Source organism: Myxococcus dinghuensis, from assembly GCF_024198235.1.
GTDB classification, from domain to species: Bacteria; Myxococcota; Myxococcia; order Myxococcales; family Myxococcaceae; genus Myxococcus; species Myxococcus dinghuensis.
On the sequence record NZ_JAKCFB010000054.1, the window covers coordinates 1 to 21,943 of the forward strand.

The 21,943-nt window shown below is 72.8% G+C and carries 18 protein-coding genes, 1 pseudogene and 1 CRISPR repeat array; of the genes and pseudogenes, 9 read left to right on the forward strand and 10 right to left on the reverse strand.

All coding sequences use genetic code 11. From position 1 onward, the window contains the following. The first annotated feature begins 15 nt into the window (after nucleotides 1-15). Nucleotides 16-554: direct repeats of the CRISPR family, unit length 38 nt; unit sequence GGTCGCTCCTCGTGACCGCGAGGAGCGTGGGTTGAAAC. Between the two features lie 138 nt (nucleotides 555-692). Beyond that, complete coding sequence (locus tag LZ198_RS38385; protein WP_253977124.1) at nucleotides 693-1,262, forward strand: imm11 family protein; 570 nt, start codon at nucleotides 693-695, stop codon at nucleotides 1,260-1,262. Nucleotides 1,263-1,286: 24 nt separating this feature from the next. On the opposite strand, the gene LZ198_RS38390 is transcribed toward LZ198_RS38385, so the two are convergent. The 5 genes from LZ198_RS38390 to LZ198_RS38410 all read right to left on the reverse strand — a co-directional run bounded on the left by LZ198_RS38390 (nucleotide 1,287) and on the right by LZ198_RS38410 (nucleotide 7,612). Further along, the gene (locus LZ198_RS38390; protein WP_253977125.1) at nucleotides 1,287-1,973 is read right to left on the reverse strand and encodes a YqiA/YcfP family alpha/beta fold hydrolase; all 687 of its coding nucleotides are present in this window, start codon (nucleotides 1,971-1,973) and stop codon (nucleotides 1,287-1,289) included. A gap of 36 nt (nucleotides 1,974-2,009) precedes the next feature. Next, on the reverse strand, nucleotides 2,010-3,296 hold the full coding sequence (locus tag LZ198_RS38395) for a reverse transcriptase family protein (RefSeq protein WP_253977126.1): 1,287 nt from the start codon (nucleotides 3,294-3,296) through the stop codon (nucleotides 2,010-2,012). A gap of 165 nt (nucleotides 3,297-3,461) precedes the next feature. After that, nucleotides 3,462-5,051 carry a hypothetical protein gene (locus LZ198_RS38400; RefSeq protein WP_253977127.1) on the reverse strand — a complete coding sequence of 530 codons (1,590 nt, stop codon included), beginning with the start codon at nucleotides 5,049-5,051 and terminating at the stop codon, nucleotides 3,462-3,464. Then, the gene (locus tag LZ198_RS38405; RefSeq protein WP_253977128.1) at nucleotides 5,048-6,937 is read right to left on the reverse strand and encodes a gliding motility protein; all 1,890 of its coding nucleotides are present in this window, start codon (nucleotides 6,935-6,937) and stop codon (nucleotides 5,048-5,050) included. Before LZ198_RS38405 ends, LZ198_RS38400 begins: the two co-directional genes overlap by 4 nt. A gap of 81 nt (nucleotides 6,938-7,018) precedes the next feature. Further along, nucleotides 7,019-7,612 carry a porin family protein gene (locus LZ198_RS38410; RefSeq protein ID WP_253977129.1) on the reverse strand — a complete coding sequence of 198 codons (594 nt, stop codon included), beginning with the start codon at nucleotides 7,610-7,612 and terminating at the stop codon, nucleotides 7,019-7,021. A 187-nt stretch (nucleotides 7,613-7,799) separates the two neighbouring features. Here LZ198_RS38410 and LZ198_RS38415 point away from each other — a divergent pair. The 3 genes and pseudogenes from LZ198_RS38415 to LZ198_RS38425 form a co-directional block, all read left to right on the forward strand. Then, nucleotides 7,800-7,886, forward strand: a pseudogene (locus tag LZ198_RS38415) (hypothetical protein); the annotation flags it as partial. 64 nt (nucleotides 7,887-7,950) lie between these two features. Beyond that, nucleotides 7,951-8,832 carry a hypothetical protein gene (locus LZ198_RS38420; protein ID WP_253977130.1) on the forward strand — a complete coding sequence of 294 codons (882 nt, stop codon included), beginning with the start codon at nucleotides 7,951-7,953 and terminating at the stop codon, nucleotides 8,830-8,832. Further along, the gene (locus tag LZ198_RS38425; protein ID WP_253977169.1) at nucleotides 8,775-9,356 is read left to right on the forward strand and encodes a hypothetical protein; all 582 of its coding nucleotides are present in this window, start codon (nucleotides 8,775-8,777) and stop codon (nucleotides 9,354-9,356) included. The genes LZ198_RS38420 and LZ198_RS38425 overlap by 58 nt, the downstream gene beginning before the upstream one ends. A gap of 13 nt (nucleotides 9,357-9,369) precedes the next feature. Here the strand turns inward: LZ198_RS38425 and LZ198_RS38430 are convergent, their stop codons facing one another. Continuing rightward, the gene (locus tag LZ198_RS38430; RefSeq protein WP_253977131.1) at nucleotides 9,370-10,059 is read right to left on the reverse strand and encodes a response regulator; all 690 of its coding nucleotides are present in this window, start codon (nucleotides 10,057-10,059) and stop codon (nucleotides 9,370-9,372) included. 221 nt (nucleotides 10,060-10,280) lie between these two features. On the opposite strand from LZ198_RS38430, the gene LZ198_RS38435 reads away from it, so the two are divergent. After that, nucleotides 10,281-10,526 (forward strand): hypothetical protein, encoded by a 246-nt coding sequence (locus LZ198_RS38435; protein WP_253977132.1) that lies wholly within the window; start codon nucleotides 10,281-10,283, stop codon nucleotides 10,524-10,526. 112 nt (nucleotides 10,527-10,638) lie between these two features. Continuing rightward, complete coding sequence (locus LZ198_RS38440; protein ID WP_256560291.1) at nucleotides 10,639-13,095, forward strand: ATP-binding protein; 2,457 nt, start codon at nucleotides 10,639-10,641, stop codon at nucleotides 13,093-13,095. Nucleotides 13,096-13,100: 5 nt separating this feature from the next. Here the strand turns inward: LZ198_RS38440 and LZ198_RS38445 are convergent, their stop codons facing one another. The 3 genes from LZ198_RS38445 to LZ198_RS38455 all read right to left on the reverse strand — a co-directional run bounded on the left by LZ198_RS38445 (nucleotide 13,101) and on the right by LZ198_RS38455 (nucleotide 15,411). Further along, nucleotides 13,101-13,469, reverse strand: coding sequence for a response regulator (locus LZ198_RS38445; RefSeq protein ID WP_253977133.1), 369 nt, complete (start codon nucleotides 13,467-13,469; stop codon nucleotides 13,101-13,103). A 118-nt stretch (nucleotides 13,470-13,587) separates the two neighbouring features. Further along, complete coding sequence (locus LZ198_RS38450) at nucleotides 13,588-14,724, reverse strand: serine/threonine-protein kinase (protein ID WP_253977134.1); 1,137 nt, start codon at nucleotides 14,722-14,724, stop codon at nucleotides 13,588-13,590. A 132-nt stretch (nucleotides 14,725-14,856) separates the two neighbouring features. After that, nucleotides 14,857-15,411 (reverse strand): hypothetical protein, encoded by a 555-nt coding sequence (locus LZ198_RS38455; protein WP_253977135.1) that lies wholly within the window; start codon nucleotides 15,409-15,411, stop codon nucleotides 14,857-14,859. Between the two features lie 626 nt (nucleotides 15,412-16,037). Between LZ198_RS38455 and LZ198_RS38460 the strand changes: the two genes are divergently transcribed. Then, nucleotides 16,038-16,409 (forward strand): helix-turn-helix domain-containing protein, encoded by a 372-nt coding sequence (locus LZ198_RS38460; RefSeq protein WP_253977166.1) that lies wholly within the window; start codon nucleotides 16,038-16,040, stop codon nucleotides 16,407-16,409. Nucleotides 16,410-16,419: 10 nt separating this feature from the next. Here LZ198_RS38460 and LZ198_RS38465 read toward each other — a convergent pair whose 3' ends face one another. Continuing rightward, nucleotides 16,420-16,626: a hypothetical protein gene (locus tag LZ198_RS38465; RefSeq protein ID WP_253977136.1), complete on the reverse strand. Its 207-nt coding sequence runs from the start codon at nucleotides 16,624-16,626 to the stop codon at nucleotides 16,420-16,422. Nucleotides 16,627-17,093: 467 nt separating this feature from the next. Here LZ198_RS38465 and LZ198_RS38470 point away from each other — a divergent pair, with 467 nt between their 5' ends. Beyond that, nucleotides 17,094-19,850: a TonB family protein gene (locus tag LZ198_RS38470; protein WP_253977137.1), complete on the forward strand. Its 2,757-nt coding sequence runs from the start codon at nucleotides 17,094-17,096 to the stop codon at nucleotides 19,848-19,850. 200 nt (nucleotides 19,851-20,050) lie between these two features. Next, nucleotides 20,051-21,832: a hybrid sensor histidine kinase/response regulator gene (locus tag LZ198_RS38475; protein WP_253977138.1), complete on the forward strand. Its 1,782-nt coding sequence runs from the start codon at nucleotides 20,051-20,053 to the stop codon at nucleotides 21,830-21,832. The last annotated feature ends 111 nt before the right edge of the window (nucleotides 21,833-21,943 follow it).

The following is a 21,943-nucleotide window of genomic DNA, read 5'->3' on the forward strand; positions in this document are numbered from 1 at the left end:
CTCACGCGCGGGCGGTGTCGCTCCTCGTGACCGCGAGGAGCGTGGGTTGAAACTTCGTCGTCTCCGCCGCCAGCGCGGAGTTCGCCTGTCGCTCCTCGTGACCGCGAGGAGCGTGGGTTGAAACCACTGGTGGTTGTAGACCTCCAGCCACGGATAGAGGTCGCTCCTCGTGACCGCGAGGAGCGTGGGTTGAAACCGTGTGCCTGGTTCTCGGCTTCCGCTTGCGCGCGGGTCGCTCCTCGTGACCGCGAGGAGCGTGGGTTGAAACAATTCGCGGGCCGGCCCCCCCCGGCGAAAAGGTCGCTCCTCGTGACCGCGAGGAGCGTGGGTTGAAACGCCACCGTGTCGCGGGTGCGACGCGAGGACGGCGTCGCTCCTCGTGACTGCGAGGAGCGTGGGTTGAAACGCTCGCGTGGGTCGTCGTGGCGTGGGCACGGCGCGTGGTCGCTCCTCGTGACCGCGAGGAGCGTGGGTTGAAACGCCACGAAAAGGCCCCGCCCCGGCTGGCGCGGGGTGGGTCGCTCCTCGTGACCGCGAGGAGCGTGGGTTGAAACGCCTCCGCGATGATGCCCCTGGGGCGCGGAGGGCTCCTCGTAAACGCACTGATGCTGCATTGCCTTGACGACGGAGCTGGCTAGCATCGCGAGGGAACTCGTCAGGAAGGGCAGCAAGTTACGGGGCCTCATCACCAAATGAAGCGCTACTTCGACCTCAGCATCGACGTGTATGTTCCGGGGCGCTGGTATCTCGGCGCCCCTGTCCATCAAGACGGGCGGGAGATCGACGATCTCTGGCGGTTCTCCGCCGGTCGCCCGGTCGAAGTCCCTGGGCGGCTTCGCATCCCCATCTACCGCGCAGGCGTTCCATTGGACTTCTCCACCGCAGGGCCAGGTCAGGCCCCTGTGGTCAGCGAGCGGGTGGCATCCCTCCTTCGAGAGCTGGCACCCGATGACGTGCAACTGTTCCCCGTGGCCGTGGAGGGCGAGACGCAGCCCTTCTTCTTGCTCAACGTCGCGCGGGAGATTCGCTGTATCGACGATGAGGCGAGCGAGGAGGTGCAGTACTTCACCGAGGCCGATGGCCTGCCAGACAAGGTCGGTCGCTATCGTTCCGTCATCGGCCTGCGAATCGACAAGAGCAAGGTGGGTGCTGCCCGTGTCTTCCGGCTCTGGGGAAACTTCATCCCCATCGTCGTCGACGAGGACATCAAGGATGCCCTCGAAGCGAACGGCATCCGCGGAGGGCAGTTCGAGGAGGTCTGACGCCTCAACCACGAATGTGACGAGCTATGCCCCCCAGGGCCGCAAGAACGCCTCCGACTCCGACAGGATGCGCGGCAAGGACGCGGTCAGCTCGTGCCCGTCCTCCACCTCCACCAACTTCACATACCGCCGACCCTCCGCCCATTGCCTCGAGTAGCGGATGTCGCACGTGTCGTCCGAGCGCCCATGGATGAGCAGCGTGGGCACACGGACGTCGGGCCAACCTCCCAGCCGGGCATCCATCTCCTCCGCGTCATCGATGAAGCCCGAATGGATGCGCACCTTCCGCTTCTCCGCGAAGTCGTCCGTCTCGATCCACCCAGACGTCCGCCAGTGGTTCCACCCCGCCTCGCCCATCCGTCGGCGGAGCTGGCTCACCACGTGGAACGCCGGCGCGAGCAGCACCAGCGCGCCCACCCGCGCGTCCTCCGCCGCGAGCCTCGCCGCCGTCAGCCCTCCCAGGCTGGAGCCGAGCAGCACCGCCCGGTCCTCCGGTCCTCCCAGCGCCTTCCGCGTCGTCTCCAGGATCGCGCTCAGCCGCAGCTGCTCCAACGTCGGCACCCGCAGGTTCAACCGCTCGACGTGGATGCCCTGCTGCTCGAAGTGCCGTGACACCGCCACGCCCTTCGTCGAATCCGGACCCGAGGCGAAGCCGTGCAGATACAACCAACGAGGACCCACGGGCGGGGGAGGGGGCGACACAGTGCTCATGCCGCGCACTGTACCCGCCCGCCTGCTCCGCCGCCGTCACGACCCGCGACGTTTGCGCCCGCGTGACAACTTCTCCGCATGCTCGGGATTCAGCATCTTCACGTAGGCCAACATCCCGTCGATGTACGCGCTCCGCTCCGCGTCCCCACCGTCCCGGCCCTCCTGGTGGATCATCGCCCGCAGCCGCCGCCGCTCCTCCCGTGACAACCCGAGCCCCGCGTTCACCGTGACCCCCGTGACACGCTGGGCTCCTCCCCGGCGCTGCACCCGCGTCTTCTCGCGGTTCACCGTGAAGCCCTCCTCCTGGATGTACCTCGCCGCCAGCGCCCGGACCCGCTCCAGCGCCCCCAGGTCGTCCCCCGAGAACGTCAGGTCATCCGCGTACCGCGTGTACGCATAGCCATACCGCCTCGCCAATCCCGCCAGGCGCCGGTCCAGCCGCAGCAACACCGCGTTGCACACCCCCGGACTCGTCGGCGCCCCCTGCACGCAGACGCGCGCCGACACCGGGACGTGGAACACCACCCCCTCCACCTCCACCGGCTGCCGGTCCGCCTCCGTCATCAACAGCGCCAACGTCGCCGCCACCGGATAGCCATACCCCAGCGCCACCAGCAGCCCACGCACCCGCGCCATCGTCACCGTGGGAAAGAAGTCCTTCAAATCCAGCTTCAACACCACCCGCCGACCCACGTGCGGCGCCGCACCCGTCTTCACCGAGCGCCCCGTCACGAACCCGTGCGCGTGCGCACTCACCGGCAGCTTCGCCACCAGCTCCGTCAACAGCCGCCGCTGCATCGACTTGAGCCGCCGCTTCGGCGCATGCACCCACCGCACCCCGCCCGAGCGCTTCGGCACCGTGAACGTCACGTAGTGCCGCACCCGCTCCCTCGGACGGTGCGACGCGTAGTGCCGCAACTGCCCCACCGTCACCCCCAACACCCCCGCCACGTCCGCCTCGTTCCGCCACACCGGCAGCCCGTACCGCGCCAACTGCGCCTCGTCCGGCAGCAGGTCCTGCACGTCCCGGTCGCGCGTGAGCATCGACCGCGAGAAGAAGCGCCGCGCCTCCCCAGCCTCCATCCACCGCCTGCGATTGCGCGTGTAGACCCGCTGGCCCTTCGGCAGCAGCCTCGGGTCCCGGTGTATCTGCCGCAGGTGCCCGGGCTTCAACGGCCCGGACAGACGCACCGTCTCCGACACGACGTCCACCGGACGTCCGTCCGCTCCCGTGGGCGCGCTCAACCCGGACACGTCGCGTGTCACCGGCTTCGCGGTGACCCAGCGCTTGAACCAGGCGAGCGTCGAATCGAACCAGCTCATGGTGCACCGGGAGGGGCCAGGGGACGACCTGCGAGGCACTGGACCCGGGGCTCCCTGCGTTTCGTACGCTGGGACCCTGGCGAAGAAGTGGAGACAGAACACCGCCGCGGCGAAACACCACGGCACCGATGGCTCATCCGCGAGCCCCGGCCCTTCCCGGTTGCACTAGCCGTTATCGTCATCGCCGCCATCCTCGTCAAGCGCACCCTCCGCCTCGCGCCCGCGCGCCAACGCCTCCTCCGTCGCGGGCGTCGACGTGGCCAGCTCCCGCCGCCGCGCCCTCGCCACCTTCGACAGCGCCAGCAGGTGCGCGCACGGCCCCTGGTTCAACAGGTGCTCCCGGAAGAACTCACAGCCACACTTCCCGAACAGCAGCCGGTCCTCGTCGTTCAGCACCAGCTCCACCGCCGCCTGCGCCCCCACCGCCCCCTTCACCACCCAGTCGCGATACACCACCTCGCGCAACACCGACCCCTCGGGCGACGGCAGCTTGCGCACCTTGCGCGTCTCCCTCGGCAGCTCCGACTCCACCCGCACCTCGCCCGCCGCCTCCAGCCGCTCGGCCTCCTCGCGCCGCGCGTCCGGCGGGTACAACCGCCCCAGGTCCACTGGCTCCGCGAACAGCTCCCGGTGCCGCCACCGCCGCGCCTCCACGTCGAACATCACCCGCCCCGCCGCGCACTGCCCCGCCAGCGCCCCCGCCGCGCTCGCCACCGTCACGCCCAGCTCCCGCGCCACCTCCTCCGTGGACACGTGGAACCGCTCGCGCAGCACGCCGAGCACCCGCTCCCCCAACGCCGCGTCCCGCTCCGGCTCCAACAGCAGGTCCAGGCCCGCCGTCCCCGTCCACCGGTTCTCCGTCCAGCCCGACAGCCCCAACACGAAGCGCACGCCACCGCCCAGGTGCGCCACGTAGAAGTGGGGCAACGCGCGGCCCTTCAAATAGACGTCCACCGTCTCCGCATACGGCAGCAGCGGCGCCAGCAGCTTCAGCCTCCGCCGGCCCCACGTGCGAATCACTCGCCGCTCGGTGGCGCCATGCGCCGCGCCCCGCAGCTTCACCGCGTGCTCCCACGGCTCCAACACCAGCCGCGCGTCCTCGTCCGGCGTCAGCTCGTAGCGCAGCGCCCGGGGCGACAGCCTCGCCTGGGTGAAGGTCAGGAAGCGCACCGCCGCGAGCAGGTCCACCGGCTTCACCGTCAGCCGCGTACCCGGCAACGCCATGCCGCCCTGGAGCTGGAGGAAGCCGCGCACCCACGCGTCCGGCACCTCCACCTTCTCCTCGAAGCGCCCGCCCGCGCCCTCCGTGCGGACCTCGAAGCCCTCCGCGCCGATGCGCAGGTGCGTGTCCCGACTCGAGCGCATCTCCCCCAGCGCCGCCCACAACCACGCGGTGAAGTCCACGTTGGTCGTGCCGCAGCGGACCTCCCCCTCGGTCGCGAAGCACTCGCGGTCCACGATGACCAGGCCGTACGCGCTCTGGTCCTGGCTGAACGCCTCGAAGAACACGCGGTCCGGATGCACGGTGATGATGGGGTCCAGCAATCCCCCCAGCTCCTCCGGATTCCACTCGTCCGAGTGCCAGATGAGCTGCCCGAGCGCCTGGAGCGCCAGCCGGATGGGCAGCACGTCCCGCGCCACCTTCGCGTGGAAGCGCACCGGCCGCCGCTGGTCCACCGACAGCCCCAGCAGCGCGCCGTCGCGCGTGGACTCGAAGACGGACGGCGTCGCGAACGTGAAGGCCAGGGTCGTCATGCGCGCACCGCCTCATGCGACACGGTGAAGACGCGCGGTTGCTCGGACGTGGTCCTCAACGCCGGCCAGCGTCCCAGCACCTTCGCCAGCAGCTCCACCAGCGCGTCCTTCGGATAGCGCGTGTCCGGCAGCACGAAGGCGTCCCGCAGGCGCGGCATCAGCCGCCTCGCGGTGTCCTCGTCGTGCGCCGCCGCGTTGGCCACCGCCCGGAACGCGGCCAGCCGCGTGCGCCGGTGCAGGGGCCGCAGGAGCGTCGCCTGGAGCAGGTCCACGTTCGCCGCCGCCAGCGCGCGCGCCCTCGGCGTGTCACGCCCGAGCACCCGGAACGCGAGCGCCTGCGCGTGGATCTCCGGCGCCTCCAGCAGGTCCCTCACCGCGCGCGGCTCCTCCAGGTAGTGGTCGTCCGAGCGCACGAAGAACAGCCGCGCGAGCCGGTTCACCGGCAGCAGCTTGTCGACGCTCCCCACCGCGTACGCGGGGATGGCGCTCAGCGCCCCCGCGGCGCGTCGGGCGAAGCCGCCGCCCTCCCGAGGCAGGGACTCGAAGTGCGCCGCCAGCGTGTCCAACACCTGCTCCCATTCCTTCGCCGTCGCCGAGTAGGTCGGGACCACGGTGAGGGCCCGGCTGGTGAGGAAGTCCAGGAGCGTCTCGTCGCCTGTCTTCAGGAGCCGGTCGATGAGGCGCGGATAGGCCGTCCCCCGGGCGGAGGCGCCCAGGTGGAGGCGGAACGGGCCCCGCGCCAGGTCCGGGAAGCGCGCGTGCAGCGCCACCGCCACCTCGTCCGTCAGGGGGATGACCCGCGTGAGCCCGAAGCCGGGCACGTTCCACTCCGCGCCCGCGCCCGTCATCCGCCGCAACCAGCGCCGCGACGTGGCCTCGTCCCGGTCCGCCTCCCCGAGCCAGCGCTGGACCTCCGCGTTGAAGGTCTCCTCGGTCGAGCACGTGCGCACCGCCGTGCCCCACACGTCGTCCCAGCCGCGGATGCGCGCCAGTTGCAGCAGGTCCTTCAGCCCCTTCGTGTCCTGGGCCTTCCTCCCCCAGCCCCCGGCGCCCGGGAACACCGCGCGGAGGTGGCGCAGCAGATAGGGCACGACGTCGCGACCGCGGAGGTCGACCAGCTCCACGAACAGCGCCGCCGAATCCGAGGGACCCAGGCCCGGGTGACGCGCCTCCAACTCCTGGACGAGGACGTCCGCGGACAGCGTGGACCTGGCGAGCGCCAGCGCGTCCTTCCGCCACGTCTTCGCGTCCACCAACCTGCGATACATCGTCCAGGTCAGCTCCGCGTCCCCGCGCGCGAGCGCCCGCTCCTGGAGCGTGGTCCACATGGCCACGGCGGGCTCGCGGTCGTCCTGGCGGCTCCAGCGGAAGGGCAGGTGCTGGAGGATGAAGTCTCGCGAGGCCTCCGCGTCCACCGCGTCCAGCGCGAGCGCCGTCGCCTCGTCGAGGAAGGCCCCCGCCAGGTCCACCTTGGCCAGCGCCGTGAAGCGCGCCGCCCGCGTGGGCGCGGCCTGGAACCGCTGGACGACGTCCGCGCACCACTGCCGGGTGGTCTTCCAGGTCAGCGACCCGAGCCGCCACCCATACAGCCGCCGGAACACCTCCACGTCGTCGGCGCGGTCGGCGTCCTCCAGCCACGTCGTGAGCGCGGCGGCGTTCTCGCCCTTCCACGGGTCCACCGGCACGCCCTTCGCCGTGAGGCCGCCGGGCATGAAGCTGGACAGGATGAGCGGGCGGAAGAGCACCCGGTCCTTCACGTGGAGCGCCGGGCCCCACAGCCAGGTGTAGGAGCCGAAGCAGGGCCGCCGCGACAGCGTCTCCATCGCGGCGCGTAGCTCCGCGTCGGACTGCCGGCGGGCGAGGGTGCTCCGGAGGGCGCCGTCCATCTCCCTCGCTTCACGTAGGAAACGCTTCCGCCAGCTCTCGCTCACCCGCTGGTTTCTACACCGGCGCCCGCTCGGGTGGACTCAGAAGCGTACGACCGGCCCGACGATGACGGACTGAATCAGCTTGGCGCACTCGTTGATGGAGTCCTGGTTGAGCTTCACGTCGCAGAACTGGAAGGCCGTGGCCACCGAGATGCCCCACCGGTCGCTCAGCCACCCGTCCACGCCCACGCGGAAGGCCATGCTCGTCGTGTCGACCTCGCGCCGCAGGAAGTTGCCCAGCTCGTCCGGCGTGAGCGTGCTCCCCCAGCTCTTCGACAGGCGCGCGCCCACCCACGGGTTGATGGGCTTGTCCTGGAAGAAGCGCAGCCGCGCCTCGATGCCCACCGCCTTGTAATCGAGTTGCGTGCGCTCCAGCCGGTTCTCCTTCGCCGCGTCGCGCAGCTCGGTGCCCCAGGTCTCGGACACCTCCGCCAGCAGGCCCAGGGACAGCCCCGGAGGGGCTTCCACTCCCAGGTAGCCGTGCAGCGCCGGCCCCTTGGCGCGGAAGTCGCTCAGGTGGTCCAGGGAGATGCCCGCGCCCAGCGAGGCATAGCCATGCCAGCCCTCCGCCATCGCCTGGGTGCCCACACACAGCACGCCCGCCAGCGCCACCCACTTCGACCGCTTTTCCATGCGTGGCAGTCTATGCCTGAGTCGTGGCCTCGAGGCCACGCCCGACGCGGGAAGGATGTCGGGTGCCTTCGCCTGGATGGATTCGAGCGGCTAGGTTGCGCGCAGGTCCGTTACCTTCGCAACGGCGGTCTCCTCCATCCGGGCCGCGCTGTCCGAGGCGGGCAGGGGGCTGGTCGAGCGCGAGGCCATGGTGGAGCTGGTGGCCCTGTTCCTGGGGCGGTACACGGAGCCCTCGGAGCTGGTCGGCCCCGTGGACCTGCGCAAGCTGCGCGAGGGCGTGGTGGAGACGCAGACGTCCGGGATGCTGCCGGAGGCGGACGTGGCGTTCCTCGACCGAGGTGTTCCTCGGCTCCTCCGCCATCCTCAACACGCCGCTGGGCCTGCTCAACGAGCGCGTCTTCCGCCGAGGCCACACGCGGCTGCGCTGCCCCCTGCGCGTCTGCGTGGGCGCCACCAACACGCTGCCCACGGACGACGCGCTGGCCGCCTTCGCGGACCGCTTCCTCACCCGTGTCTTCGTCGGCCCCGTGCCGGACGCGCTGCTGGAGGACCTGCTCGCCGGCGGCGCGGCGCTGGCTCGCGAGGGCGAGGCGCGCACCGCGTCCCTGGAGGCGCTGGACGTGCTGGCCCAGGCGGCGAGCGCGGCGGACCTCGCCCCCGTGCGCCCCCACCTGGCCCAGGCGCTTCGCCTGCTGCGCTCCGCGGGCATCCCGTTCTCCGACCGGCGCGCGGTGAAGGTGCAGAAGCTGGTCGCCGCCGCCGTGCTGGCGGGCCGGAGCGCACCCGGGGTCGCCGACCTGTGGCCGCTCGTCTACGCGGTGCCCACGCAGGAGTCGCAGGCGCTCGCGCGCGACGTGCTGCGGGACCTGCTCGCGAGCACGGAGAACGCCTCCCTCTCCGCCGCCGCGCTGGAGGCCAGCGCCGGACCGCTCGCCCGCGCGCTGGGCTCGGCGCAGCGACGTGCCCGCGCTCCAGGTCACCGCCGGCCGCTCGGGGCCGGGGATGCTCGAGGTCCACGACGCGGTGGCGTTGCCGAACGGGCGACTGCTGGTCGCGGCGGGGGACGCGGGCGTGCTGCTGTTGGGGAAGGGCGACCGGAGGCTGGCGCATTTCGACGTGCCGACGCACGCCCTGGTGCCCTCCCTCCATGGCGACCGCGCCCATGCATGGCAGGAGGGCTCGTTCACCCGGTGGGCCCCCATCCACGCCGCCGGAGCTGACGTCGGAGGTCTGGGGCTACGAGCTGTCGGAGGGGCCCACGCTGCGCGAGCGCCTGGCGCTCCGCGAGCAGGCGGTGTTCCCCGCGGGAGACCTGCCGCTCCCCCGAGGCGTCAGCGAGAGCCGCGCCAGCCTCGGGGGCGCGGGTGGGGTGCGGGTCTGCCGCGACGTCCTGGGGCGCGTGCAGTGCGACGTCCCTGGCGAGAGGCTTCGTCCCGTCCTCACCTGCGAGAACGCCGAGCGGCTGGGGCTGTCGCCCCCGGCGGACGGATACGGCGGGTGGACGCTGATGTCGCTGAGCCACTCGAAGCGGTGGCGGGCGGAGGTGTGGGCGCGCGGCGCGTGGCAGGTTCGACTGCTCGACACTTCGCCCCCCGTCCTCGTGCGCGCGGTGTTCTCCTTCGAGGGCCGGGCGGAGCCTCGCATCCGCTTCTGTGGCGACGCGATGCTGGTGTTCGACACCCAGGGGCGGCTGTTCCTCCTGGACCTGGAGCACGGCGCCGTGCGCGACGTGCGGGTGGCCTGAGGTCGCCCGCCGCTCAGGAGCGCTCGAGCACGCCCGGGGGCACGTCGATGGTGCTCGCGGTGAGGGTGCGCGCCTCGTCGTCGACGTCCAGCACCACGCGCACGCCGTCCACCGTCACCAGCAGCGCGGGAGGCACGCCCGGCAGGGCCATGAGCCAGGTGGAGGCCATGGGCAGCTCCGTGCCCACCAGCTCCGCGGCGTGCAAGAGGTGCATGCGCAGGCCATGGGCGCGCGCGGCCGGCAGCATGCGCAGCGCCAGGGACACACCTTCGTCCAGTCGCAGCGCGTAGGCGCCGCCGGGCTCCCGCGTCGCTCCCGGGGAGAGCTGGCGCAGGCGCGCGCGCAGGGCGGACAGCATCGCCTCCGGGGTGTGGGGCTTGCGCAGATATCCCACCACGCCGCCCAGGGGCAGCTCCTGGCCGTGCAGGGCCTCGGAGAACATCAGCACGTTCAGGTGGCGCAGGCGCGCGTCCGTGCGGAGCCGTCCATACAGCTCCCAGCCATCCATCCTCGGCATCAGCAGGTCCAGGAGGATGAGGTCCGGGTGCCCTGCGCGCGGACGGGTGCGCAGCCAATCCAACGCCTCCATGCCGTCGGAGGCATGGGTGACGGCGAGCCCCTCGGCTCGCGCGGCGTCGGCCAGGCGCCCCCGCCAGGAGGCGTCGTCCTCGACGAGGAGGAGATGACGGAGGGAGTGAGGCATGGCCGAGGGAGACGGGCGGAACCCCGTCCCAGATATCGTCAGCGAGTGTTTCGCGCGCGGGTGTACCGGGGGCTCGCGTTGGCTGGTGGACAGCCCATGCCGCGGCGCGAAACGGCGGGGAGGGCAGTAACGGGTGACCCAGGCGTCGGAAGCGAACGAGTGTCTTGGACCTCTGGCACGTCTTGCCCCGGAGGGCCGAGGTGGCCAACCTGCGAGGGACCATGGCTCTGCGTCTCCAGCTCTCGCCGCCCGCGCTCCGCACGCTCGACGACTGTCCGGCGCCGGTGCGGCAGCAGCTCCAGGCGGAGCTGGCCGCGCTGGCCGCGGGGCTGCGGCTCGACGGGCCGCTCGCGCCGGAGCAGGCCGGGCTGGTGGTGCTCACCTCCGGCTTCCAGGTCCGCTACCGGCTGGAGCAGGAGCACGGCCTCTTGCGGCTGACGGACGTCATGGCCCCCGCCGCCCACTGAGGCGAAGTGTGGGCTGGACGTCGCAACCCGCATCCCCGGTTGTCCGGGCGCCAGGGCTGACCTAGACCCGTCTCGCCGTCACCCCGCGCCGGGCCGTCTCCGAGAGCCTCCCTTGCCCATCCCCCTGGCTGACTTCCTCCTCCAGAACCGCGACGCCATCATGGGCGCATGGGAGGTGGAGGTGCGCTCCATCCCCGCCGCCCGCGCGCTGGTGAGCCCCGCGCTGCGCGACGGCCTGCCCCGGCTGCTGGAGGTCGTGGCGGCGATGATGCGCCGTCAGCCGGGCTCCATGGGCTCCGACGCGCGCCTGGACGCCATCAGCGACCACCACGCGCTGGAGCGCCTGGGCGAGGGCTTCGACCTGCGCCAGGTCGTCGCCGAGTACCGGCTCCTGCGCGGCTGCGTGCTGCGCCTGTGGAACACGCGTGGCGGCGCCACGCCCCGTCCGGAGGAGGAGCTCATCTTCCACGAGGCCATGGACGAGGCCGTCGCCGCGTCCGTCAGCCGCTACACCCGCGCCCGCGAGCGCACCGTCCAGGCGCTGGACCGCATCAGCGCCGCCGCGCTGGGCAGCCCCGACGTGGCCAGCTTCCTGCCCCGCCTGTTGCAGGTGCTGCGCGAGACGGTCGCCTCCGTGGACGTGGCCGTCGTCCTGCTGCGCGACGGAGACTTCCTGCGTGTGGAGGCGGCGGCGGGCGAGGGCGTGGAGACCCGGGGCCGCGTGGCCATCGGTCGGGGGTTCGCGGGCGACGTCGCGGCCACGCGCGAGCCGGTGCTGGTGCGCGACGCCCGCTCGGACCCGCGCGCCCACTCGGACGTGGTGAGCACCTCCGACGTGCGCGCGCTGTATGGCGTGCCCCTCCTGCTCGACAATGTGCTGATGGGCGTGGCCCTGATGGGCAGCCGCTCGAGCGGGGAGCTGTCCGAGGAGGACCAGCTGCTCTTCCGCGCCATGGCCTCGCGGGCCACCGCGCTGCTCGCGCAGGCGCAGTCCCACGCCCGTGAGCGCGAGGCGCGCGCGGAGGCCGAGGCGTCGCTCGAGCGGCTGCGCGAGAGCGAGGCGGGGCTGCGGCGCTGGGAGGAGGTCTTCACGCGCATGGGCGTGGGCGTGGCGGTGGTGGACGCCGCCAACGACGTCCTGCTCGACGTCAATCCCGCCTTCGCGCGCATGCACGGGGCCATGCCCGGGGAGCTCATCGGCCAGCACCAGGAGGTGACGCTCGCCCCGGAGGCGCGAGGCATGCTGCCGCGCCACACCTCCGTCGCGCACGCCAAACCGTCGCACGAGTACGAGTCGCTCCACGTGCGCAAGGACGGCAGCCGCTTCCCCGTCTTCACCCACATCACCGCGCTGCGCGACCACCTGGGCCGCGTGGTGCGGCACGTGGTCACCGCGCTGGACATCACCCAGCGGCGCGCGGTGGAGGCGGACCGGCAGCGGCTCCTGTCGGACATCGAGGCGGAGCGCGCGCGCCTGGCGGCGGTGCTCGAGCAGCTGCCCGCCGGGGTCCTCATCGCCGAGGCCCCCAGCGGCCGGCTCGTCATGGCCAACCGCCACGTCGCGGTGCTCACCGGCCGGCCCTTCCAGCCCATGTCCACGGTGGAGGAGTCCACGCGCATCTACGCCGCGTGCCACACGGACGGGCAGCCCTACGCCCCGGCGGAGTGGCCGCTGACGCGCACCCTGCGCTCGGGCGAGGTGGTGCAGAACGAGGAGGTGCTGCTGCGGCACGAGGACGGCCGGACGCTCACGGTGCTCGTCTCCAGCGCGCCCATCCGCGACCGGGACGGGGACATCATCGCCGGCGTGGCCACGCTGGCGGACGTGACGGAGCGGCGGCGCGCGCAGGAGGCCGCGCTCCAGGCGGCGCGCTTCGGCGAGCGGCTCATCGCCATCGTCAGCCACGACCTGCGCAACCCCCTCAACGCCATCCACCTGTCCACCACGCAGCTGCTGCACAGCGAGGCGATGCCGGAGCGCGAGCGGCGGCTCGCCACGCGCATCGCCCGCTCCAGCGCGCGCATGACGCGGATGATTTCGGAGCTGCTCGACTTCACGCGCGGCCGGCTGGGCGGCGGCATCCCCATCCAGCGCGTCGCGGGGGATTTGCGCGGCGTGGTGCGCCAGGCCGTGGAGGAGCTGGAGGCGGCGTGGCCGGAGCGCACGCTGCGGCTGAACGTGGCGCAGGGGCGCTACGAGGGGCAGTGGGACAGCGACCGGCTGCTCCAGGTGGTGAGCAACCTGGGTGGCAACGCGCTCCAGTACAGCCCCTCCGACGCGCCCATCACCCTCACCCTGTCGGACGAGGGCGAGGCGGTGCGGCTGGAGGTCCACAACGCGGGCGAGCCCATCTCCGGGGACGCGCTGCCCCACCTCTTCGACCCGTTCCGTCGCGGCTCGAACACAACGCACCAGGGCAGCGGCGGCGGCCTGGGCCTGGGCCTCTACATCGTCGAGCAGGTGGTGAAGGGCCACGGCGGCCACATCGACGTCCGCTCCACCGCGGAGGCGGGCACCGCCTTCCGCGTGACGCTCCCGCGCGTCCTGGCGTCCACCCCGGCGCGCTGACGCGCTCAGCCCGCGGCCACCACCCGGGCCAGCGTCGCGCGCAGCTCGCCCAGGTCCACCGGCTTGGGCACGGTGGCGAGCACGCCCTCGGGCAGGGGCTGCGAGCTGCCCGCGCCGGACACCACCACCACGGGCAGCTCGCGCAACCGCGCGTCCTCCCGCACGTGGCGCATCAGCTCCCAGCCGCTCATCACCGGCATCATCAGGTCCAGCAGCACCGCGTCCGGACAGGGCGGCCGGCGCAGCCGCTCCCACGCGGACTGCCCGTTGCCCGCCGTCTCCACGGTGAAGCCCTCCAGCGTGAGGAACTCCTCCAGGAGCTCCCGGCTGTCGACGTGGTCTTCCACCAGCAGGACGAGGCTTGGCGTACCCATGGGCGTCAGCCTCGTACCGGCGCCCCGGAGCGGCCACTCGCGCCGCGCCGCTCCGTCCAGTCGTGGACGCATGGGGCGTCCACTGCCGCACGCTTCCCGCCCGGGCGGTGGCAGGACCTCAGCTCGCCGGGTCGTCGTCCGGCAGCAGCCTGTCCTCCAGCACCTCCTCCGGGGACTCGCCGCCCTGCACGCGCAGCGCGGCGTAGCGCAGGGCCGTCACCTCCGCGAGCGCCTCCGGACGGCCGAAGGCGTGCCCCTGGCGGCGCGCGTAGACCCGCAGCGCCCGGGCCAGCTCCGCGCCGGAGGCGAAGCGCGCCTCCCGGTCCGGCGCGAGCATCCCCAGGAGGAGGGGCCGCAGCAGCGCGGGCGCGCCGCGCAGCGCGTCCTCCAGCTCCGCGTGGTCGTACTCGAGGATGCGCCGGCCCAGCTCCCGCGCGGCGGATTGCCGGACGGCCTCCTTCAGGGCCGCGTCCAGCCCGGGCTCCAGGGGCGCTCCGGGCGCGCGCCGCCGCCGCGAGCGGTGCTCGGCCTCGAAGCGCTCCGCGCCCTCGAAGAGGTGTCGCCCGGTGAGCAGTTGCAGCAGCACGATGCCCAGGCCGAACAGGTCCGCGCGGCCGTCCAGCGCCTTGCGCGCCACGTGCTCGGGCGCCGCGTACGCCAGGCCCCCGGGAGGCTCCAGGCCCTCGTCGTCGTCGTCCCCCGCGAGCGTGGAGGCCGCGGCGCCGAAGTCGAGCAGCTTCACCGCGCCGTGCTCGGTGAGCAGGATGTTGTGCGGCCCCACGTCGCGGTGCACGACGCGCAGCGGGCGGCCGCGCTCGTCGGAGAGCGTGTGCGCGTGGTGCAGCGCCTCCGCGACCTCCGCGACGGCGTACAGCGCGAACCCCTCCGACACGGGCAGCCGCGCGCGCTCGGACGCCTCCAGCAGCGTGTCCAGCCGGTGGCCGGGCGTGTACTCGAGCACGAGCACCGGCGCGTCGTCCGGCCCCTCCAGGTCGTGCACGCTGGTGACGTTGGGGTGGCGCAGGAGCGCCGTCAGCCGGCCCTCCTCCAGCAGCCGGTGCGCCGCCTGGGGGCCGGCGCGCGAGGGCCGCTTGAGGACGACGAAGCCCCCGAAGCCGCGGCCGAAGCGCCGGCGCGCCAGGACGAGCTCGCCATGGTGCGCCAGCCCCAGCGGCCGGACGAACTCATACGAGGCGCGCCCGGAGCGCAGCAGCACGCGCTCCGGAGCCGTGGCTTCGGACAAGGGGGAGGACATGGCGACTCGACTCTCCTCGGATGGAAGGGACCCGTGGGGCCCACGCGCTCACCCGGAAAGTATGGTCGCCCCCAGGCCCGAAGTCACCTGTTGGGTAGTGTGCGCCACGACCTCCTGGCGCGGAGGGAACAGTCACGTCCCCGTGGCGGGCTCCAGCAGTCCGTCCTGCCGCGCGTGCGCGTGGACCTGCTCCACCTCGTCGAGGATGCGCAGGGAGTCCGGGAAGACCTTGCGCGCCCGCTCGGCCAGCCGCAGCGCCTTCTCCAGCGACTCCTTCGTGCGCTCGTCGGCCCACGCCCGGAGCATCCCCGCCCACGCCTGCTCCAGCGTCTTCAGCGACTGCTGCGCCGCCTCGTCCCAGAGCGCGAGCGCGTCGTCCTCCCGCCCACGGATGACGTCCAGGAAGTAGCCCAGCTCCACCAGCGCGGGCGCGCCCCGGCGCGACAACCGCACCGCCTGCTCCAACAGCCGCTGCACCTCCGTGAACGACGCCTCCGCCTCCACCCCGGGCTCGTCCGCCAGTTGCAGCAGCCGCGCCAGCTCCAGCATCGCGGGCGTGAAGGCCGGACTGTCGTGGATCAACTCCCGCAGCAGCCGCAGCTGCGTGGGGCTGGCGTGCTGCGAATCTCCCGCTTCCCGTGCCGCGAGGAAGCGCTTCAACACGTCTTCGGGGCTCAGCGGTGCCATGGCGTGTTCGCTCCTGGAGCCCGCGCCCCCCGGCCGGCCCGCGCGCATGGCGGACCCGCGAGGTGCAAAGGCTTCCTCCGTTCAACAGATTTGGGGCGGTGTCTTGATTTTCTGCTTTTGAGATGGGAGGTGTCAAGCATTGGACCGGGTCGTCCCGACCTGGGGGGATGGGTTCATGCGCCATGGAAGGTCCTGTGCCTGGTATTGAACCTTCCGCGTCCAGTGCCACCACCCGGTTGCCGCGAGCGCGGACGGGGGCGGGGGCCGGGCGGAGCCGACGTCAGGCGTCGGCCCCGAAGAAGCATGTAGGTCCGAGTGGGGAGGCCCGCCGCCCGAGCGAGGGACGGCGGGGGGGACCTCGCGCGTCGGGTGGCGTGAAGCGCAGGCGGGAGGGCGCCTGGGGGATGTTGACTACCCACCATATCGGTATTTCGCCAGAAGACGTGGCGGGTTATAAGCCCGCATGGACACGCGTCCGGGGCAGGCCTGTGGCTGCGCAGGTCGGGGCCTCGGCCCGCACTCACAAGGTTGACGCGGTGAAGACCCACCCTGAAGGTTCTGCTTCCCGACGCAGGCGGCCCCGCAAGCGCAGCGCGAGCGACCGGGCCCGGGCCTCGCGCCAGCAATTGGAGCGGCGGCTGGCGGTGAGCGTGGGCGAGGCGGCGCGCACGGCGCGGATGCGCGCGGGGCTGACGCAGGCGGACGTGGCCGAGCGCATCGGCATCGCGTCGGAGGTGTACGGGCGGATGGAGCGGGGGCGGATGATGCCCAGCGTGCCCACGCTGTTCCGGCTGTGCGTGGCGCTGCAGTTGTCCGCGGACGTGGGGCTGGGGCTCGTCACGGCGGCGTCGGTGGGGGCGGGGCTGTGGGAGGAGGACTCGCGCGACAAGGACCACCTGCCGGAGATGCGCCGGCTGCTGCGCACGCTGCGCCGGATGTCGCGCGGCCAGCTCAAGCTGGTCAACCAGGTCGCCGCGTCCATCCTGCCGCAGCGCTGAGGGCGCGCCCTCAGCGCCCGCGCGGTGGGCAGGGACAGCCGCCGCCGGTGGGGCTCGCGGCGTCTGCGCCTTCGCCGTGCTCGTGCGCCGCGGCGTCCTCCGCGGAGTCCCCGGCGAGCGCGGACGGCACCAGGCTCAGCGCCATGGCCGCCAGCAGCAACAACAGCAGTTGGAGCATCCGCCCTCGCACCACGTCGAGCGTCGGCGGAGCAATCATGGGACGCACTCCGGATGGGGCGGGGGCGACGCGCGGGACGGCACACCGGAGGCCACGCGCCCCCGCAACGACGAGACGGATGGCGCGACGGCGGCCATCCGGCACCAGGGACAGGGCGGGGCGAGGCGCATCAGGTGGGGCTCCGAACTGCGGGGGAAGGTGGGGCGCTCGCGCGTCCCTGTCCTCCCGCCTCCAGGGATGAGGCCCCTGTCGCCTCCGCGACGCGCCCCGGGCCCGCCGTCCGCCCGCGAACGGACCCGGGTTCACGAGGTTGCCCGGAGCGCTTACCGCGAGGCGTGGGTGGCCGGGGTGCTTGTCTCGCCGTCGCCTCCCTGGCGTCATGGATGGGGGCTGGGGTCATTGGAGCCACGTTGAGGGACATGCCTCGGGGACCGCGGTGGGGAGGGGGTCGCCTCCGTCCACTCCTGACGATGCTGGTGTGGGTGCTCCTCGCGCCGGCGCGAGCCATGGCCGTCCCCCCGTCCGCCCCCGCGCGGGGCGACCCCGCCGACGCGGGCGTGGCCCGGGAGGAGGACGCGCTGCGCACCGACGCGGGCTGGACGGTGGAGGGCCCGGCGGACGCGGGGCCGGTGCTGTTGCCCCCGGCGCTGCTCGGGGACTCGCCCGCCCCCTATCCCCCCGCGTTGGCGGGGGAGCGCGTGGAGGGGGTGGTCCGGCTGGAGCTGCTGGTGGACGCCGCGGGGGAGGTGGAGTCCGCCACGCTGGTGGACGGCGTGCATCCGCTGCTGGACCGCGCCGCGCTGCACGCCGCGCCGGGCCTGCGCTTCACGCCCGCCACGCTGGACGGCGTCCCCGTGGCGGTGCGGGTGTTCTTCGAGTACCGCTTCGAGGCGCCGCTCACCGCGGACGAGCGCCGCGAGCTGGCGTCGCGGCCCGTCACCCTGCGCGGGCAGGTGCGCACCAAGGGGAACCGGCGCCCCATCGTCGGCGCCACGTTGATTTCGGAGGGGGCGCCGGACGTGCCGGTGCAGACGGACGTGGAGGGCCGCTTCGAGGCGCGCTGGCCCGCGGGGGAGCACCGCGTGCGCGTGTCCTCTCCCGGACACAAGCCGGGCCACTTCCGCGAGACGCTGGAGGACGGCGAGGCGCTGGAGGTGGTGTACGGGCTGGAGCCGCTCGTCATCAACCCGTACGAGACGGTGGTGCGCGGGGACCGCGAGCGCACGGAGGTCAGCCGCGTCACGCTGCACGACGCGGAGCTGCGCGAGGTGCCGGGCACCATGGGGGACCCGTTCCGCGTCGTCATGCTGCTGCCGGGCGTGGGCAGCATGCTGTCCGGCGTGGCCTACCCGGTGGTGCGCGGCAGCCAGCCGTCCTCCACCGGCTACTTCCTGGACGGCATCCGCGTCCCGCTCCTCTTCCACCTCTTCCTCGGCCCCGCGGTCATCCACCCGGACTTCATCGACGCCATCGACTTCTTCCCGGGCTCGCCGCCGCCGCAGTACGGCCGCCTGCTGGGGGGCGCCATCGAGGGCCGGCTGACGCGCCCGCGCGACGACCGCGTGCACGGCAGCGCCTACGCGGACCTCATCAACGCGGGCTTCTTCCTGGAGACGCCGGTGAAGTCCACCGGCACCAACGTCAGCGTCGCGGGCCGCTACTCCTATACGCCGTGGCTCATCGCGCTGGCGGCCAACCGGTTGCAAGACCCGCCCGCGCCCGGACGGCTCAACCCGAAGGTGGTGCTCGACTTCTGGGACTACCAGCTCCGGGTGGAGCAGGACGTGGGGAAGGGCAAGCTGCGGCTGTTCGCGTTCGGCTCGTCGGACACCTTCGGGTCGGAGGCGCAGGACGCCTTCGCCGACACCGCGATGCAGTCCATCTCCTTCCACCGCGTGGACCTGCGCCACCGCCACCCGGTGGGCCCGGGCGAGCTGGAGCTGGCGGCCACGTGGGGGCTGGACCGCTTCGGCGTCGTGAACAGCAACCCGCCGGACGACGCGACGGAAATCTTCATCGACCAGTCCATGTGGGCCGCGCGCGCCGGCTACTCGCTGCCGCTGGGGAAGGACGTGGGCCTGCGGGCGGGCGCGGACGTGGACCACAAGCGCGCCATCGTCGACCTGTTCGAGAAGAACCCCGACGCGCAGCAGGGCGAGGTCACCCCGGTGGCGCTGGCGACGTTCGCGGGGGCGTGGGCGGAGATGGTGTGGCGGCCCGACCCCAGGTGGTCCCTGGTGCCGGGCCTGCGCGTGGACAACTACCACCTGTCGCCCGGCATCGACCGGCGCGTGGTGGAGCCGCGGCTCACCGTGCGCCACCAGCTCAACGACCGGCTCGTCCTCAAGGGCGGCATGGGGCTGTTCCACCAGCCGCCCACGTCGCTCATCAGCCTGCCGGTGGTGGACGTGGGCAGCCTGTTCCTGGGGCTCCAGCAGAGCGCCCAGTTCTCCATGGGCGCGGAGTGGAAGGCGTGGCGCCAGCTGGACGTGGGCGTGGACGTCTACTTCAACCCCATGGTGCGCACCATCGAGCTGACGCCCTTCTCGGACGAGAGCATCGGCGACGACGTGGAGGTGGACCCGCAGCTCCCCAAGCCCGGGCCCCGCCGCCGCGGGCCCCAGGTCCTGGAGGACGACGACCTGGGCATCCCCGGCCGCGACGACCTGGACCTGCCGGACTTCAAGAGCCACGGCGTGGCGTACGGCCTGGAGCTGCTCATCCGCCACCCGCTGGGGGACAACTGGTTCGGGTGGCTGTCGTACACGCTCCAGCGCAGCACGCGGCGCACGCGCTTCCACCGCTACGACGCGGAGGGCAACGTCGTGGGCGAGGCGGCGGCGGACCTGCCCTTCACCTTCGACCAGACGCACATCCTCAACCTGGTCCTCAGCTACAAGTTCTCCAACAGCGTCACCCTGGGCGGCGTGCTGCACTTCAACACCGGCCGCCCGGAGTACGGCACGCTGGGCACCCAGACGCACCGCGAGGGCATGGACAGCTCCGGCCGCCCGTCGTGGGTGAAGGTGGACCGCGACCGCGTGGACCGCCTCCCGCCCTTCCTGCGGCTGGACCTGCGGCTGTCCAAGTCGTGGGTGTACGACACCTTCAACCTGGAGGCGTACCTGGACATGCTCAACGTCACCATCAGCCAGGAGACGGTGAGCTTCGAGTACGACGGCGGCGGCGGCAGGCCCCTCTCCAAGAAGCCGGTGTCGCTGCCCATCGTCCTGCCCATCCTGGGAGTGAAGGGCCGATATTGAACCTGGCGAGTGATGGATAGCGCACGCTTGCGGGGCACCTGGCTCCTCGGTTCTCACCAGCCGATTGCCGGCACGGTGTAATCCGACCCGCGAAGCGGATGTCAGGGGGCCCTCGAGTCCCATGGACAGGCCTTCGCGCTCGACGGTGGACCGCCCGACCTCCAGGTGCACGCGACATGTTCCACGAAGGGATTGAGACGATGGCGGACAGGTCTCCGCGGCCCGGCGCCCGGCCCCGCGCGGCGGTGGGCGCGCCCCAGGCCGCCAGCCTCCTGCCGCCTCCGGAGACCGCGCCGGAGGGCGCGGCGTCGACGGGCGCGCACGTGCCCGGGGTGCTGCTGGTGGACGACAACCCGGCGAACCTGGTGTCGCTGGAGGCCATCCTCGGGCCGCTGGGCGTGCGGCTGACGAAGGCGCAGTCCGGGGAGCAGGCGCTGCGCTTCCTCCTGCGCGAGGACTACGCCGTCATCCTGCTGGACGTGCGCATGGCGGGGATGAGCGGCTTCGAGACGGCGTCGCTCATCAAGCAGCGCGAGCGCACGCGCAACGTGCCCATCATCTTCCTGACGGCCTACGGGCGCGACGACACGGAGCTGGTCAACGGCTACTCCACCGGCGCGGTGGACTTCCTGCAGAAGCCCTTCCCGCCGGAGGTGCTGCGCTCCAAGGTGTCCGTCTTCGTGGAGCTGTTCCGCGCGCAGCACCAGGTACGGCAGCAGGCGGAGCTGCTGCGGCAGAAGGAGGCGGAGGCGCGGGAGCTGGCGCAGCGCGCGGCGGGCCACATCGACCGGCTGCGCGACTTCACCGCGCGCCTGTCGGAGGCGGGCACGGTGGAGCAGGTGTGCCGCGCGCTCTTCGAGCAGGGGCTGGTGGCCGCGGGCGCGAAGGCGGGCGCGGTCAACCTGCTCGACGACGCGGGCGAGGCGCTCGAAATCGTGGACGCGGTGGGCTACCCGGAGGCGGTGCTGTCGCGCTGGCGGCGCATCCCCCTGTCCAACCCGGTGCCGCTCACGGAGGCGGTGCGCGAGCAGCGCCCCATCTGGCTGGGGTCGCTCGAGGAGTGGAGCGGGCGCTACCCGCACCTCAACGCGCACGGCATCCACGAGTCCGCCATCGCCCTGCCGCTGTTGGTGAAGGGGCGGGCGCTGGGGGCCATCGGGTTGTCGTTCGCGCGGGCGCGGCCCTTCACGGAGATGGACCGGGCCTTCTTCTCCGCGCTGGCGCACGCGTGCGCGCAGGCGCTGGAGCGGGTGCGGCTGGTCACCGAGGAGCGGCGCGTGCACGAGGAGCTGCGGCGGCGCTCGGAGTTCGAACAGCAGCTGGTGGGCATCGTCTCCCATGATTTGCGCAACCCGCTGGCGGCCATCTCCATGTCCGTGGGCCTGCTGGAGAAGAAGGGCGACCTGTCCGACGGGCAGCGCCGCGCGGTGCAGCGGATCGGCCAGGCCTCCGAGCGCGCGGCGCGGATGATTCGCGACCTGCTCGACTTCACCAAGGCGCGGCTGGGGGGCGGCATCGCGCTGCACCGCCAGCCCACGGACCTGAAGGACGTGGTGCAGCAGGTGCTGGACGAGGTGCAGCTGGCGCACCCGGGGCGCCACGTGCAGGTGGAGGTGTCCGAGGCCCGGGGGGAGTGGGACCCGGACCGCATCGCGCAGGTGGTGTCCAACCTGGTGGCCAACGCGGTGGCGTACAGCCCCCCGGACGCGCCGGTGCGGGTGCGCGCCTTCGCGGAGGGGCCCTCCGCCGTGCTGGCCGTCTACAACGGCGGCGAGCCCATCCCCGCGCAGCTGATGTCCCGCCTGTTCGAGCCCATGACGCGCGGGGCGCTGCGCGAGGGCCAGTCCACGCGCAGCATCGGCCTGGGGCTCTACATCGTCCGCGACATCATCCGGGGACACGGGGGGCGCGTGGACGTGGTGTCCTCGCGCGAGGACGGCACCACCTTCACGGTGTACCTGCCGCGCCCGCGGGAGGGCTGACGACGGGTGGGTGCCAGGCCTTCCTGCCCCAAAGGGTAGTGGCGAGGTGTCGGCCCGCGTGCTTTTCCTGGATCGTGGCAGGCGGAAGGGGGCCGCGGCCGAGGGCAGGGA

Excerpts from the sequence above, each read along its gene's own strand:
- LZ198_RS38435 (WP_253977132.1), top strand. The coding sequence starts at position 10,281 with ATGGCTCTGCGTCTCCAGCTCTCGCCGCCCGCGCTCCGCACGCTCGAC.
- LZ198_RS38470 (WP_253977137.1), top strand. The coding sequence starts at position 17,094 with ATGGCCGTCCCCCCGTCCGCCCCCGCGCGGGGCGACCCCGCCGACGCG.
- LZ198_RS38430 (WP_253977131.1), bottom strand. The coding sequence starts at position 10,059 with ATGCCTCACTCCCTCCGTCATCTCCTCCTCGTCGAGGACGACGCCTCC.
- LZ198_RS38465 (WP_253977136.1), bottom strand. The coding sequence starts at position 16,626 with ATGATTGCTCCGCCGACGCTCGACGTGGTGCGAGGGCGGATGCTCCAA.
- LZ198_RS38390 (WP_253977125.1), bottom strand. The coding sequence starts at position 1,973 with ATGAGCACTGTGTCGCCCCCTCCCCCGCCCGTGGGTCCTCGTTGGTTG.
- LZ198_RS38425 (WP_253977169.1), top strand. The coding sequence starts at position 8,775 with ATGCATGGCAGGAGGGCTCGTTCACCCGGTGGGCCCCCATCCACGCCG.
- LZ198_RS38400 (WP_253977127.1), bottom strand. The coding sequence starts at position 5,051 with ATGACGACCCTGGCCTTCACGTTCGCGACGCCGTCCGTCTTCGAGTCC.
- LZ198_RS38450 (WP_253977134.1), bottom strand. The coding sequence starts at position 14,724 with ATGTCCTCCCCCTTGTCCGAAGCCACGGCTCCGGAGCGCGTGCTGCTG.
- LZ198_RS38445 (WP_253977133.1), bottom strand. The coding sequence starts at position 13,469 with ATGGGTACGCCAAGCCTCGTCCTGCTGGTGGAAGACCACGTCGACAGC.
- LZ198_RS38455 (WP_253977135.1), bottom strand. The coding sequence starts at position 15,411 with ATGGCACCGCTGAGCCCCGAAGACGTGTTGAAGCGCTTCCTCGCGGCA.
- LZ198_RS38410 (WP_253977129.1), bottom strand. The coding sequence starts at position 7,612 with ATGGAAAAGCGGTCGAAGTGGGTGGCGCTGGCGGGCGTGCTGTGTGTG.
- LZ198_RS38475 (WP_253977138.1), top strand. The coding sequence starts at position 20,051 with ATGGCGGACAGGTCTCCGCGGCCCGGCGCCCGGCCCCGCGCGGCGGTG.
- LZ198_RS38385 (WP_253977124.1), top strand. The coding sequence starts at position 693 with ATGAAGCGCTACTTCGACCTCAGCATCGACGTGTATGTTCCGGGGCGC.
- LZ198_RS38405 (WP_253977128.1), bottom strand. The coding sequence starts at position 6,937 with ATGGACGGCGCCCTCCGGAGCACCCTCGCCCGCCGGCAGTCCGACGCG.
- LZ198_RS38395 (WP_253977126.1), bottom strand. The coding sequence starts at position 3,296 with ATGAGCTGGTTCGATTCGACGCTCGCCTGGTTCAAGCGCTGGGTCACC.